This window comes from Streptomyces sp. NPDC003697 (assembly GCF_053587115.1).
Window position 1 is genome coordinate 12,840 of the sequence record NZ_JBSFNN010000028.1, and the last position, 13,680, is coordinate 26,519.

8 protein-coding genes are annotated in these 13,680 nt (G+C 74.6%); 6 read left to right on the plus strand and 2 right to left on the minus strand.

What is annotated here, in order from left to right; translation table 11 throughout:
* Positions 1–8 precede the first annotated feature (8 nt).
* Positions 9–611 carry an NADPH-dependent FMN reductase gene (locus tag ACWDNY_RS14155; RefSeq protein WP_451646006.1) on the minus strand — a complete coding sequence of 201 codons (603 nt, stop codon included), beginning with the start codon at positions 609–611 and terminating at the stop codon, positions 9–11.
* 408 nt (positions 612–1,019) lie between these two features.
* Here ACWDNY_RS14155 and ACWDNY_RS14160 point away from each other — a divergent pair, with 408 nt between their 5' ends.
* The 5 genes from ACWDNY_RS14160 to nirD all read left to right on the plus strand — a co-directional run bounded on the left by ACWDNY_RS14160 (position 1,020) and on the right by nirD (position 6,658).
* Positions 1,020–1,544: a hypothetical protein gene (locus ACWDNY_RS14160; RefSeq protein ID WP_451646007.1), complete on the plus strand. Its 525-nt coding sequence runs from the start codon at positions 1,020–1,022 to the stop codon at positions 1,542–1,544.
* A gap of 114 nt (positions 1,545–1,658) precedes the next feature.
* Complete coding sequence (locus ACWDNY_RS14165; RefSeq protein WP_451646008.1) at positions 1,659–2,279, plus strand: class F sortase; 621 nt, start codon at positions 1,659–1,661, stop codon at positions 2,277–2,279.
* Positions 2,280–2,423: 144 nt separating this feature from the next.
* Entirely contained in the window at positions 2,424–3,644 is a 1,221-nt protein-coding gene (locus tag ACWDNY_RS14170; protein WP_451646009.1) for an NAD(P)/FAD-dependent oxidoreductase, read from the plus strand.
* Positions 3,645–6,308 carry a nitrite reductase large subunit NirB gene (nirB, locus tag ACWDNY_RS14175; RefSeq protein ID WP_451646010.1) on the plus strand — a complete coding sequence of 888 codons (2,664 nt, stop codon included), beginning with the start codon at positions 3,645–3,647 and terminating at the stop codon, positions 6,306–6,308.
* Positions 6,305–6,658 (plus strand): nitrite reductase small subunit NirD, encoded by a 354-nt coding sequence (nirD, locus tag ACWDNY_RS14180; protein WP_451646011.1) that lies wholly within the window; start codon positions 6,305–6,307, stop codon positions 6,656–6,658. Before nirB ends, nirD begins: the two co-directional genes overlap by 4 nt.
* Positions 6,659–7,262: 604 nt before the next feature.
* Here nirD and ppdK read toward each other — a convergent pair.
* The gene (gene ppdK, locus ACWDNY_RS14185) at positions 7,263–10,010 is read right to left on the minus strand and encodes a pyruvate, phosphate dikinase (RefSeq protein ID WP_451646012.1); all 2,748 of its coding nucleotides are present in this window, start codon (positions 10,008–10,010) and stop codon (positions 7,263–7,265) included.
* A gap of 1,203 nt (positions 10,011–11,213) precedes the next feature.
* Between ppdK and ACWDNY_RS14190 the strand changes: the two genes are divergently transcribed.
* Positions 11,214–13,004 (plus strand): MGH1-like glycoside hydrolase domain-containing protein, encoded by a 1,791-nt coding sequence (locus ACWDNY_RS14190; protein WP_451646013.1) that lies wholly within the window; start codon positions 11,214–11,216, stop codon positions 13,002–13,004.
* The last annotated feature ends 676 nt before the right edge of the window (positions 13,005–13,680 follow it).

A 13,680-nucleotide genomic window follows, 5' to 3' on the forward strand; every position in this document is an offset into this window, starting at 1 on the left:
GGGCTCCGTCAGGCCGCGTAGGGCCTGCGCTCGCGCGCCTCCCGCAGCGCCTGCCCCCACCACACCAGCTGGTCCAGCATCGTCTTGGCCGCCGCGTCCGGCCCGAAGGGGTCGCGCAGGCGGCCCGCGTCGTCGAACGCCGCGCCCGCGTTGTGGAAGGAGACGGTGTCGCGGACCGTCACGGCGTGCAGCTCGGCGAAGACCTGGCGCAGGTGCTCGACGGCGCGCAGGCCGCCGGCCAGGCCGCCGTAGGAGGCGAGGGCGACGGGCTTGGCCCGCCATTCGGCGTGGTGCCAGTCGACGAGGTTCTTCAGCCCCGCCGGGTAGGAGTGGTTGTACTCGGGCGTGAGGACCACGAACGCGTCCGCCCGGGCGAGCCCCGGCGTGATCTGCGCCAGGGCCGCGGTGGCCTCCGGGGTGCGCGTGAAGCTCGTCGGCAGGTCCGCCTCGGCGACGTCGACGACCCGTACGACGACGTCGTCGCGGTCGCGGAGGTGGCCCAGGAGCCAGTCGGCGACCACGGGGCCGAAACGGCCCTCGCGGTTGCTGCCGACGACGAGAGTGACGTTCAGCGGGGCGGGAGCGGCGTGGGAGCCGGAAGTCGTCTGCATGCGGTCCAGCCTGATACCTCGAGCTTTCTTGAGGTCAAGCCGTGACGGGCGGGAGGGAGCCGCGGGGACGCGCCCCGGTGGGGCCGCGCGGCGGAGCTCGCGCCGCCGGCGCGCGGGACGGCCCGGGCCCGGGCGCGCCGGCCACCCGTTCACCCCCGCGTCCCGCACCCTTCGGGGTGTTTTCGACGCCGCGTCAGCCGCACCTGGGACGACCTGCTGAAACGCCACGCGGAAGGCACCCTTCCGGCAGGCGTGCGGACACCCGATCACCCCAATCCTGACGGGGCCTCAGGAAGCGGGCGGGCGGCCCAGCCCGTTACCTCGGAAGGGCAGGGGCGCGCGACCGACGCAGCGGCACAAGCGGGTGCCGCGGGCCGCGCCCCCACCGCGAAGCTCGGAGGAGCACCGATGCGACGTACCGCCCGTCTGCTGACCGGCACCGCGCTCGCCGTCGTGGCCGCGAGCGGCCCGGCCGCCGGCGCCCACGGCGTGGACGCCGGCCGCCTGGAGGTGTACCCGTCCACGGTGCTGCCGGGCGGGAAGGTGTCCGTGAACACCAGGGCGTGCGTCGGGAGCGCCACCGCGGCGGGCGACGCCAGCGCGGTCGGCGCCGGCCCGTTCACGCTGGCGCCCGGCACGCAGAAGGGCGAGGCGGTCGGCCAGTTCGAGGTGCCGCCGGGTGCCCAGCCGGGGACGTACGAGATCGTCGCGGCGTGCGCCGGGGACGGGCGGGAGGTCAGGGGCGACCTGGTGGTCAGGCTCACCAAGGCGGAGACGCGGGTCCAGCCCCAGGGAAGTATGAGGACGGGGGTCGGCGGCGCCGTGGACCGCGACCCCGTGCGCACCACGGCCGGTGTGGCGGCGCTCGCCGTCGCGGCCGCGGGCGGTACCTGGCTCCTGCATCGCCGGGTGAGAGACGACGACGGGATCTGACGGACGTCCTCCGCCGTCCGTCCGCCGGTACCGCACGCCCCCTCCCCCTCCGGGCCCGACGCCCCTCGCGGCCTGGAGGGGGTGAGGGGCTCCGACTCCGGGAGAGGGGTTTCCATGCGAAGGATAGGCAACGCCGCGATAGCGGCCTGCACCCTGACGGCCCTCGGCTGCGGCGCCTGGCTGCTGCACAGCGGCTCCCAGACGCACGCCCCGCCCCAGCCGGCCGCCGCCGAGGGCGTGAGCGACGGCGGCGCGGAACGGCTCGCGGCGCCCGCGCTGCCGCCCTCCCCGCCGGACCGCATCCGCATCCCCTCGATCCGCGTGGACGCCCCCCTGATGGGCCTCGGCCTGACCGCCTCCGGCAGCCTCGACGTCCCGCCCGCCGAGGAGAGGAACCTGGCCGGCTGGTACGAGGCCGGCACCACCCCGGGCGAGACCGGCACCGCGATCGTCGCCGGGCACGTCGACAACACCGAGGGTCCCGCCGTCTTCTACGACCTCGGCGCACTGCGGAAGGGCAGCGTCATCGAGGTGGACCGGCGCGACGGCGGGGTGGCGGTGTTCACCGTGGACGCGATCGAGGTCTACCAGGCCAGCCACTTCCCCGACGACAAGGTCTACGGCGCCGCGAAACGCCCGGAACTGCGGGTGATCACGTGCGGCGGCGGCTACTCGCGCAGCACCGGCTACCTGGGCAACGTCGTCGTCTTCGCCCATCTGACGGGGAGCCGCTGACCGCCGGACGGGCACCCGCCGGGCCGGGGCCGGGAAGCTCCCCGGACCCCTCACACCCTCCCCCGCCGCCCGCTGAGGGCAGCGTTCCCCGTGGGAAACAGCCGTGATGCGGCCGGGTAACGTCCACGCCGCACGCTGCCGTACATGACCTCGAACGCGCCCGTGGTGGTGATCGGCGCCGGACTGGCGGGGGTGACGCTCGCCCGGCGGCTCGGTGAGCTCGGCACGCCCGCGCTGCTCGTCGGCGAGGAGGAGCACCGCCCGTACAACCGGGTCCTGCTCGCCGAGGTGCTGGCCGGCCGGTACGCCCCCGAGGTGATCGCCCTGCCGGCGCCGGCCTGGCTGGTCCGGGCCAGGGTCACCGGTATCGACCGTGCGGCGCGCGCGGTGCGCTGCGCGGACGGCTCGGTGATCGGATACGGCACGCTGGTGCTGGCCACCGGCTCCAACCCGGTGCTGCCGCCGCTGCGGGGCCTGTTCGGCGCCGCCGGCCACGGCCTGCCCGGCGGCGTCCACGCCTTCCGCACCCTGGACGACTGCCTGGGCCTGTCCCGGGCCGTCCGGCCGGGGGCGCGGGCGGTCGTCGTGGGCGGCGGGCTGCTCGGCGTGTCCGCCGCCCGCGCCCTCGCGCTGCGCGGTGCCCGGGTGGTGCTCGTCCAGCAGGCGGAGCGCCTGATGGAGCGCCGGCTGGATCCCGGGGCCTCGCGGCTGGTCCTGCGGCACCTGACGGACCTGGGCGTGGAGGTGCACACCGAGTGCCGGGTCCGCGACGTCCGCTGCCCGGGTGGCGCGGTCCGCTCGGTGGAGCTCGCCGACGGCTACGCCCTGGACGCCGACCTCGTGGTCCTCGCCTGCGGCGTCCGCCCGCGCACGGGCCTCGCCGAGGAGGCGGGCCTGGCCGTGGGCAGGGGCGTCGTCGTCGACGACGCGCTGCGCACCCGCGACCCGCGCGTCCGCGCCGTCGGCGACTGTGCCCAGCACGACGGCACGCTGTACGGCCTCGCGGCTCCTGCCCTCGAACAGGCCGACGTGCTGGCGCGGTCACTCGCCGGGGACGCCGGCGCCCGGTACCGGGGCACCCGTTCCCTGACCCGGCTCACGCTGACCGGCCCGGACGCGCCCTTCGACCTGGCCGCGTTCGGCGAGCCCGAACCCGGCCCCGGCGACGACGTCGTGCAGCTCGCCGACGCCACCCGCGGCACCTACCGCCGGGTCGTCGTCCGCGACGACCGCCTGGTCGGCGGGGTCCTGGTCGGCGACGTCGGCACGGTCGGCGCGCTCGCCCGCGCCTGGGAGGGGGCGGAGCCGCTGCCCGCGGACCGCGGCCCCCTGCTGCATCTGCTCACCGACCACGGAGGCTCCTGAATGACCGCCACCCCGGGGGCCACCCCCACGATCGTGCTCGTCGGCCATGGCATGGTCGGCCAGCGCTTCCTGGAAGCGCTCGCCGGGCGCGGCCTGACCGCCACCCACCGCGTGGTCGTGCTCTGCGAGGAGCCCCGCCCCGCCTACGACCGCGTGCAGCTCACCTCGTACTTCTCGGGGCGGACACCCGAGGACCTGTCCCTGACCGACCCGGCGTTCATCGCGGGGCACGGCATCGAACTGCACGTCGGCGACCCGGCGGAGACTGTCGACCGCGCGGCGCGGACGGTGACCGCCCGCTCGGGGCTCACCGTGCCCTACGACGTCCTCGTCCTCGCCACCGGCTCCGCCCCGTTCGTCCCGCCCGTCCCCGGCAGGGACGCCGAGGGCTGCTTCGTCTACCGCACCGTCGAGGACCTGCTCGCCATCGAGGCGTACGCCGGGAGCCGGGCGGCGACCGGTGCCGTGGTCGGCGGCGGACTGCTCGGCCTGGAGGCCGCCGGCGCGCTCAAGGGCCTCGGACTGGCCACGCACATCGTGGAGTTCGCGCCGCGCCTGATGCCGGTGCAGGTCGACGACGGCGGCGGGGCCGCGCTTCTGCGCACGATCGAGGAGATGGGCCTGAGCGTGCACACCGGCACGGGCACCCAGGAGATCCTCGTGGGCGAGGACGGCGCGGTGCGCGCGATGAAGCTGTCCGACGGCTCCGAACTGCCCACGGACCTGGTGGTGTTCTCGGCGGGTGTGCGTCCCCGCGACCGGCTGGCCCGGGACTGCGGGCTCACGGTGGGCGAGCGCGGCGGCATCACCGTCGACGAACGGTGCCGCACGGTCACCGACCCGCGCGTGTTCGCGATCGGCGAGTGCGCGCAGGCCGTGGACGGCCGCGTGTACGGCCTGGTCGCGCCGGGCTACGAGATGGCGGAGACGGCCGCCGCGACGATCGCGGAAGGCGGCGGGGGGACGGCCGCGTTCACCGGCGCCGACCTGTCCACGAAGCTGAAGCTGCTCGGCGTGGACGTGGCCTCCTTCGGCGACGCGCACGGCACCACCGAGGACTGCCTGGACGTCGTCTACTCCGACTCCCGCGCCGGGCTGTACCGGAAGCTGGTCTTCGGCCGGGACGGCACGCTGCTCGGCGGCATCCTGGTCGGCGACGCGGAGGCGTACGGCACGCTGCGCGCGCTGACCGGCTCGGTGCCGCCGGTCGCGCCCGAGGCGCTGGTCCTGCCCGCCGCCGCCGGGGAGCCCGCCCGGCTCGGCCCGTCCGCGCTGCCGGACGAGGCGGTCGTCTGCTCCTGCCACAACGTCAGCAAGGGCACTATCCGCGGGGCGGTCACGGAGCACCGGTGCGCCACCGTGCCCGAGGTGCAGAAGGCCACCCGGGCCGGCACCGGCTGCGGCAGTTGCGTCAAGGTGCTGACCCAGCTGGTCGCCGTCGAGCTGGAGGCGGGCGGCGCCGAGGTCGACAAGGGGCTGTGCGGCTGCTTCGGGCAGACCCGCCGGCAGCTGTACGAGATCGTCCTCGCCCTGCGCATCACGTCCTACCGGGACCTGCTGGACCGGTACGGCCGGGAGGCGGCCCGCGGCGGCGACGGCTGCGAGGTCTGCAAGCCCGCGGTGGCCTCGATCATCGCCTCCCTCGCCCCGGCGATCGGCGCCGACGGCTACGTCCTGGACGGCGAGCAGGCGGCGCTGCAGGACACCAACGACCACTTCCTCGCCAACCTCCAGCGCAACGGCTCCTACTCGGTGGTGCCGCGCATCCCGGGCGGTGAGATCGCCCCCGAGAAGCTGATCGTGATCGGCGAGGTGGCACGGGACTTCGGGCTCTACACGAAGATCACCGGCGGCCAGCGCGTCGACCTGTTCGGCGCGCGTGTGGAGCAGCTGCCGTCGATCTGGGCGCGGCTGGTGGAGGCCGGCTTCGAGTCCGGCCACGCCTACAGCAAGTCGCTGCGCACGGTGAAGTCCTGCGTCGGGCGGACCTGGTGCCGCTACGGCGTCCAGGACTCCGTGCGGATGGCGATCGACCTGGAGCTGCGCTACCGGGGACTGAGGTCGCCGCACAAGCTGAAGTCGGCCGTCTCCGGCTGCGCCCGCGAGTGTGCCGAGGCCCGCTCAAAGGACTTCGGCGTCATCGCCACCGCGAGCGGCTGGAACCTCTACGTCGGCGGCAACGGCGGCGCCACCCCGCGCCACGCGGACCTGCTGGCGCAGGACCTGTCCGACGCCGAACTGGTGCGGCTGATCGACCGGTTCCTGATGTTCTACATCCGCACCGCCGACCGTCTGGAGCGCACGAGCGCGTGGCTGGAGCGGATCCCGGGCGGCGTCGACCACGTGCGGGACGTGGTGGTGCACGACTCGCTCGGCGTCTGCGCGGAGCTGGAGTCGCTGATGGCCGCGCACGTGGCGCACTACCGCGACGAGTGGGCCGAGACACTCGGTGACCCGGACCGGCTCGCCCGGTTCGTGTCCTTCGTCAACGCGCCGGACACCCCCGACCCGGTCGTCGGCTTCGTGCCCGAGCGCGAGCAGTCCAAGCCCGACCTGCCGCTGCTGTCCGTGGGCGTGCGCCCCCGAGACGCCGATGCCGCCCGGCCGGGGGTCACGCCGCCCGCCGGCACCGCAGAAGCCCTGGAAGGAAGCTCCCCGCGATGACCCCGGCACCCACAACGACCGCCCCGAAGGTCCAGCTGCTGCTCGACGGCGGCTGGTTCACGGTCTGCGACCTCACGGCCCTGCTCCCGGGCCGGGGCGTGGCCGCGCTGCTGCCGGACGGCCACCAGGCCGCCCTGTTCCGCGACCGCCACGGCCATCTGTACGCCATCGGCAACCGCGACCCGTTCACCGGCGCCGCGGTCCTCTCCCGCGGCCTGACCGGCAGCCACCGGGGCCGCCCGTTCGTCGCCTCGCCCCTGCTGAAGCAGCGCTTCGACCTGGTCTCCGGTCAGTGCCTGGACGACGCGGCGGTACGGGTGCCGGCGTACGAGGTGCGGGCCGCGGGGTAGGACGACCGGGTCGCCGGGCCGCGGGGCCGGTGGCCGCCCACCGACCCCGCCGGGCCGCGGGACCGGTGGGCGGCCGCGGGCTTTCGAGGGGCGCGTCCGGCCGGTGCCGGCGGGCCGCTGCCCCCGGCCGAGCGCGTCGTCGTACGACACCCCCGTCCGCCGTTCCGAGGCCGCCCACAGCCGTTCGCCCGTCGCGCCGGGTCCGGGGCGCCGCGCCAGGAGGCGAAGGCGGGCCGGTGAAGGAGTCGGGGCGGACACCGGGCGCGGTCGCCGCGTACAGCGCGGGCAGCAGCCCCGTGAGGGAGAAGGGGCGGCACCCCCGCACACAGGGTGCCGCCCCTTCTCCGGGCGCGCGGCGCCCCCGCACAGGGTGCCGCCGCTCCTAAGGGGTGTCCGGCACATGCCCGCGGTGTCGCGCTCAGGTGTCGGGCACCCTCTGGCGGCTCCGGGCGGGGCGGCCGCCCGGCGCGCACGCTGCTCGGGCTGCCCCTCCGTCCGGGGCTCTCGGATGCCGGAGCCGTCGTCGCGTCGGTTGTGGTCGGGGCCGCGACGACGGCTCCGGGGTCTGTGCCGGCGGTGGCCCGCCGGTCTTCGGGTCAGGGGGTCAGCGGTGGTCGCTGCCCTCCGACTGGCTGGCCGCCCGGCCCGCCTCCAGCCGGGCCACCGGGATGCGGAACGGGGAGCAGGAGACGTAGTCCAGGCCCACCTCGTGGAAGAAGTGGACGGACTCGGGGTCGCCGCCGTGCTCGCCGCAGACGCCGAGCTTCAGGTCGGGACGGGTCGCCCGGCCCGCCTGCGCGGCGGCCTTCACCAGGGAGCCGACGCCGTCCTTGTCGATCGTCTCGAACGGGCTGACGCCGAAGATGCCCTTCTCCAGGTAGGCGGTGAAGAAGCTCGCCTCGACGTCGTCGCGGCTGAACCCCCAGACCGTCTGGGTCAGGTCGTTGGTGCCGAAGGAGAAGAACTCCGCGGCCTCCGCGATCTGCCCGGCGGTCAGCGCGGCGCGCGGCAGTTCGATCATCGTGCCGATCGCGAGCTTCAGTTCGGTGCCGCCGGCCTCCTGCACCTCGGCGATGACCCGGTCGGCCTCATCGCGGACGATCTCCAGCTCCTGCACCGTGCCGACGAGCGGGATCATGATCTCGGCGCGCGGGTCGCCCTTCGCGGCCCGGCGCTCGGCCGCCGCCTCCGCGATCGCGCGGACCTGCATGGTGAACAGGCCGGGGATGACCAGGCCGAGACGGACGCCGCGCAGGCCCAGCATCGGGTTCTGCTCGTGCAGGCGGTGCACCGCCTGGAGCAGCCTCAGCTCGTTCTCGTGCGGCTCCTGGCGGGACTCGGCCAGGGCCACGCGGACCGACAGCTCGGTGATGTCGGGCAGGAACTCGTGCAGCGGCGGGTCGAGGAGGCGGATCGTGACCGGCAGCCCGTCCATGGCCTCGAACAGCTCGACGAAGTCCTGCTTCTGCAGGGGCAGGAGCTGCTTCAGCGACTCCTCGCGCTCGGCCTGGGTGTCCGCCAGGATCAGCCGCTCGACCAGCTCGCGCCGGTCGCCCAGGAACATGTGCTCGGTGCGGCACAGGCCGATGCCCTGGGCACCGAAGCGGCGTGCGCGCAGCGCGTCCTCGGCGTTGTCGGCGTTGGCGCGGACGCGCAGGCGGCGCTTGCGGTCGGCGAACGCCATGATGCGGTGCACGGCCTCCACCAGCTCGTCGGCGTCGTCGGCGCCGGCGTGCATCCGGCCCTCGAAGTACTCGACCACCGGGGACGGCACGACCGGGACCTCGCCCAGGTACACCTTGCCCGTCGAACCGTCGATGGAGATGACGTCGCCCTCCTCGACGACGTGCCCGCCCGGCACGGTCATCCGGCGGCGCTTGGTGTCGACCTCCAGCTCCTCCGCGCCGCACACACAGGTCTTGCCCATGCCGCGGGCCACCACGGCCGCGTGGGAGGTCTTGCCGCCGCGGGAGGTCAGGATGCCCTCGGCCGCGATCATGCCGTCCAGGTCGTCGGGGTTGGTCTCCCGGCGGACCAGGATCACCTTCTCGCCCGACCGGGACCACTTCACGGCCGTGTACGAGTCGAAGACGGCCTTGCCGACCGCCGCGCCCGGCGAGGCCGCGATACCCCGGCCGATCTGGTCGACCTTCGCACCGTCGTCGAAGCGCGGGAACATCAGCTGCGCGAGCTGGGCGCCGGTGACGCGCTGCAGCGCCTCCGCCTCGTCGATCAGGCCCTGGTCCACCAGCTGGGTGGCGATGCGGAAGGCGGCGCCGGCGGTGCGCTTGCCGACGCGGGTCTGCAGCATCCACAGCTGGCCGCGCTCGATGGTGAACTCGATGTCGCAGAGATCCTTGTAGTGGTTCTCAAGGGTCTCCATGATCTGCATGAGCTGGTCGTACGACTTCTTGTCGATCTGCTCCAGCTCGGCGAGCGGCACCGTGTTGCGGATGCCGGCGACGACGTCCTCGCCCTGCGCGTTCTGCAGGTAGTCGCCGTAGACACCCTGGTGGCCGGAGGCGGGGTCGCGGGTGAAGGCGACACCGGTGCCGGAGTCGGGGCCCAGGTTGCCGAAGACCATCGAGCACACGTTGACGGCCGTGCCCAGGTCGTGCGGGATGCGCTCCTGGCGGCGGTAGAGCTTGGCGCGCTCGCCGTTCCAGGAGTCGAAGACCGCCTTGATGGCGAGGTCCATCTGCTCGCGCGGGTCCTGCGGGAAGTCCCGGCCGGCCTCGGTCTTGACGATCTTCTTGAACTTGGTGACCAGCTTCTTCAGGTCGGTCGCGTCCAGCTCGGTGTCGACGGTGACGTCCTTGGCCTCCTTGGCCTTCTCCAGGGCGTCCTCGAAGAGGTCGCCGTCGACGCCGAGGACGGTCTTGCCGAACATCTGGATCAGGCGCCGGTAGGAGTCCCAGGCGAAGCGCTCGTCACCGGCCTGCTTGGCCAGCCCCTGCACGGACTTGTCGGACAGGCCGATGTTGAGGACGGTGTCCATCATGCCGGGCATGGAGAACTTCGCCCCGGAGCGCACCGACACGAGGAGGGGGTTGTCGGGCTGGCCGAGCTTCTTGCCCATCTTCTGCTCGAGCGCCTCGAGGTGCGCACTCACCTCGTCACGCAGTGCCGCGGGCTCCTGGCCGCTGTCGAGGTAGACCTTGCAGGCCTCGGTGGTGATGGTGAAGCCGGGAGGGACCGGAAGGCCCAGGTTCGTCATCTCGGCGAGGTTCGCGCCCTTGCCGCCGAGGAGGTCCTTGAGGTCCTTGTTGCCCTCGGTGAAGTCATAAACGAACTTCACGCCCTCAACGCTGGTTCCGTGCTCAGCTACCTGGGGATCTCTGTTTTCCGACACGGGTCTCGACTCCTCGAGGACGCGGTGGCTGCCCTGACGGCGAGGAACATACCCAGATCAAAGGCTCGTGGGTACGTCCACCTGTGCGTCATGAGCCTGTAACCAGTCGTCCGCCACCGGATCGAAAGTCAAGGCTTGGCAAGCCGTCCCGGCAGGATGTTTTCACTTCTTGAACGGATCAACGCCCCTAGAACCCTCCTTCTGCTCAGATGAGCACCCCTCTCCACGATTGTTTTCGATCGATGAACGATCAAGGGCTGGCACTCAGTGCCACCCCTTGAGGAAATGCAGTCGCCCATGATCCGCTCATCTGAGCGGTGCCTGTATCAAGGGTGGCGAGAATCACGCTGCCACAGCCCACGGGATTTCACCATGCGGACGGGCGTACGAACCGGAAAATGCCTCGTCACCGCCCTGTAACGGCACAGGCTCCCGGACCGCGCCACAGCGGGACATCGGCACGCAGGCCGGGCGCCGCCGGGACGCGGGTCTCGGGGGCGTGACGGGCAGCGTCGTGCGGCTCCGGGCGCGGGTCCAGGGCCGGGCGCGGCGGCCGGTCCCACGCGGGCCTCGGACACCCACACCGTTCCGGGGGTCACCCGTCCGGGGGCTTCGTGCGGGCCGTCGCCCGGCCGGTGCGGACTCCGACGTCCCGGGCGCCGGCAGTCGCTCCCCCGCCCGCTCCGGCGCGTACAGGTGCTCCGCGACCGGTGCCCCGGCGCCCGGCCGTGCCGCCGGCGCGCCGGGCGGGCGGCTGGAAGAGGCGACCCGGTGCGACGCCGCCGTACGAGCCGGCATGATCGGCGGCTGCCCGACCGGTCCGGTCCCGGCGGCGACCGGACCGGGTACCGCCAGTGCGGTGCCGCACACCTCGTCCGCCCGGTGACCGGCCGCCGGGAGCACCCAGGCGAACCGGCCGCCGGCTCCGGGCGGCTGCACGGTCGCGCCCGCGGCAGCCCGGTGGCCTGCTCCGGTCCACGCCACGTCACCGCCCGGCCGCCACCTGCCAGTTGAGGCGGACCACCGGCGCTCGGCCGGCCGCCGCCCCTCATGGCCTTCCGTTTCGGCGCGGGCCGACCGGTCGTGCGCCCCGTGTGCTTCCCAAGTCCGCCTCTCACGCCGGGTTCTGTCCACTGGTCAGGCGTAACCTCGCGGTATCCACCGCCGAACCGGTCGGCCGGACGTCCTTGGGGGAGCCGCCGAGTGGACCGCACCGCCCGACTCGCCGCCGACGGCGCGGGAGAGACCGCACGCGCACGTGCCACGTCCCCGCCGGCCACCCGCGGCTCCGCACAGACCGCCGGCCCCCCGCCCCTCGCACACGATCCGTCGGTCACGGAGGCGGCGGGACCGCTGCACGCCAGGGCCGCCCGGGTGCTGGAGGGCAACTGGACCGGCACCTCCACGGTGCCCTCGCCCGGCCTGTACCCGCACCAGTGGTCCTGGGACTCGGCGTTCATCGCCATCGGCCTGCGGCACGTCTCCCCCTTACGCGCCCAGACGGAACTGGAGACGCTGCTGGAAGCCCAGTGGGACGACGGGCGCATCCCGCACATCGTCTTCAACCCCTCCGTCCCGCTCGACGCCTACTTCCCGAGCCCCGACTTCTGGCGCTCCTCCACCGCCGGGCGCGCCGCGGGAGCCCCGCGCACCGTGCAGACTTCGGGGATCGTGCAGCCACCGGTGCACGCGCTGGCCGTCTGGCTGGTGCACCGCGCCGACCCGGCCCTGTCGTGGGCGCGCGGCTTCCTGGCCCGGGCGTACCCGCGGCTCGCGGCCTGGCACCGTTATCTGCTGCACCGCCGGGACCTGGGCGGCGGCGGGCTGGTGTCCGTGGTGCACCCCTGGGAGCAGGGGATGGACAACAGCCCCTGCTGGGACGCTCCGCTGGCCCGCGTCACCCCGGCCCCGGCGCGCTCGTTCCGCCGCGCCGACCTCGGCCACGGCGTTCCCGGGGACCGGCCGACGGACCTGGACTACGGCCGCTACGTACGGCTGGCGGCGGACTACCGCGACCGCGGCTACCGCGACGGCCCGGGCGACCCGGACGGTTCGGACGGCCGGGGCGGTCCGAACGGCCCGGGCGCTTCGGGCGGTCCGACCGGCTCGGGCGGTCCGTGGGACGCGAACGAGGCGGACGGTCCGTGCGGTCGCCGCGGGGCGCGGACGGCGAGCCGAGCGGGCGCGGCGGGCGCGTTCGCGGTGGAGGACCCGGCGTTCAACGCCCTGCTCATCGCCTCGGAGTACGCGCTGGCGCGGATCGCGCGGGAACTGGGTGCGACCGGCACGGCCCGGCACGCCCGCGCCGGCCGGCTGACGGCGGCGCTGGTCCAGCGGTTGTGGGATCCGGCGGAGGGCCTCTTCCTCTGCCGGGACGTGCGCGGCGGGGACCTGATCCCCGAACGCTCCGTCTCCGGCCTGGTCCCCCTGCTGCTGCCCGGCCTGCCCCGGGAGGTCGCCACCGCACTCGTGCGCACCCTGTGCGGGCCGCACTTCGGGCTGGGCGGCGCCACGCGCCTGGTCCCCAGCTACGACCTGCTCGGCGACGCCTTCGACCCGCACCGCTACTGGCGGGGGCCGGCCTGGTTCAACACGAACTGGCTGGTGGAGCGCGGGCTACGGGCGCACGGTGAACCGGAGCGGGCCGACGCGCTGCGCGAAGCGGTCGTGCGGACCGCCGACGCCACGGGGTTCGCCGAGTACGTCGACCCGTACACCGGTGAGGCGTGCGGTGCGCTCGGCTTCGGCTGGACGGCCGCGCTCACGCTCGATCTGCTGCAGGAACCGGACCCGGCCGGCGCGTGGCCGGCGGACGCCGGAACACGCGGCGGGAGCACCAGGACGGGGACGGGCGCCGGGGGCGCCCTGAGGGCCGCCGGCGCCGCCAGGGCCGTCCGGGTCGAACAGCCCGGCGAAGCGGTGGAGACCGTCGGGGCCGCAGGAGGCGGCGAAGCCGTGGAGGCGCCAGGGGCCGTACGGTCACCCGCCACGTGAGCCGTTGCCCGCTCGCCGTCGACGGCGCCGTGCCCGAGACGCCCACCGTCTCCGGACGGTGGCGAGGTGGTGGTTCCCGTGTGCCCGGTGGCCGGGAGGGCGTGCGCACGGCCTCGCCCGGGTCGGCCGGGAGGCGCCGTGACAGGAGGCGGCCCGGTTCCCTTCGAGGGCCCGGCCGGTCCTTGGCGAGTGGTTTGCCGGGTGTTTGCCGGGCCGCGTGAACAGGGGCCGGAGCCCGGCCGTACGGGACGGCGGGCCTGGCCTCCCCGCGGGGCCCGCCACACCGTCACGGTCTCGCACGGAAGGACCCCCGGGTTGCCTCAGGACACGAGCACGCGCCAGTCACCGGAAACGGCCGGTGTCACCGGGAACGAGGTCGCCCCGCCGGACACCCGCGGCGAGGGGGTGCCCGAGGGGGACGGCCGGGAGACCCGGGCGGACGGGGGTGCCACGACGACGGACGTCCCGGCGGGCGAGGATGCCTCGTCCGCCGGCCCGTCCGCGGTCACCGCGGCGGCCGGGGACCGCGCGGTCGCCGAACCCCCCGCCGGGCAGGACGCCACGGTCGCCGCTCCTTCCCCGGGCGCGAACACCACGACCACCGGATCACCCCCGGCCGCCGACACCCCCTCGGGCAAGGACGCCGGGCCCCCCGTCGGCGGCGAGGAAGCGGACG

What these genes read in the sequence shown, in the direction of transcription:
- ACWDNY_RS14170 (WP_451646009.1), top strand. Translation starts at nt 2,424, where the DNA reads ATGACCTCGAACGCGCCCGTGGTGGTGATCGGCGCCGGACTGGCGGGG.
- nirD (WP_451646011.1), top strand. Translation starts at nt 6,305, where the DNA reads ATGACCCCGGCACCCACAACGACCGCCCCGAAGGTCCAGCTGCTGCTC.
- ACWDNY_RS14165 (WP_451646008.1), top strand. Translation starts at nt 1,659, where the DNA reads ATGCGAAGGATAGGCAACGCCGCGATAGCGGCCTGCACCCTGACGGCC.
- ACWDNY_RS14160 (WP_451646007.1), top strand. Translation starts at nt 1,020, where the DNA reads ATGCGACGTACCGCCCGTCTGCTGACCGGCACCGCGCTCGCCGTCGTG.
- nirB (WP_451646010.1), top strand. Translation starts at nt 3,645, where the DNA reads ATGACCGCCACCCCGGGGGCCACCCCCACGATCGTGCTCGTCGGCCAT.
- ACWDNY_RS14155 (WP_451646006.1), bottom strand. Translation starts at nt 611, where the DNA reads ATGCAGACGACTTCCGGCTCCCACGCCGCTCCCGCCCCGCTGAACGTC.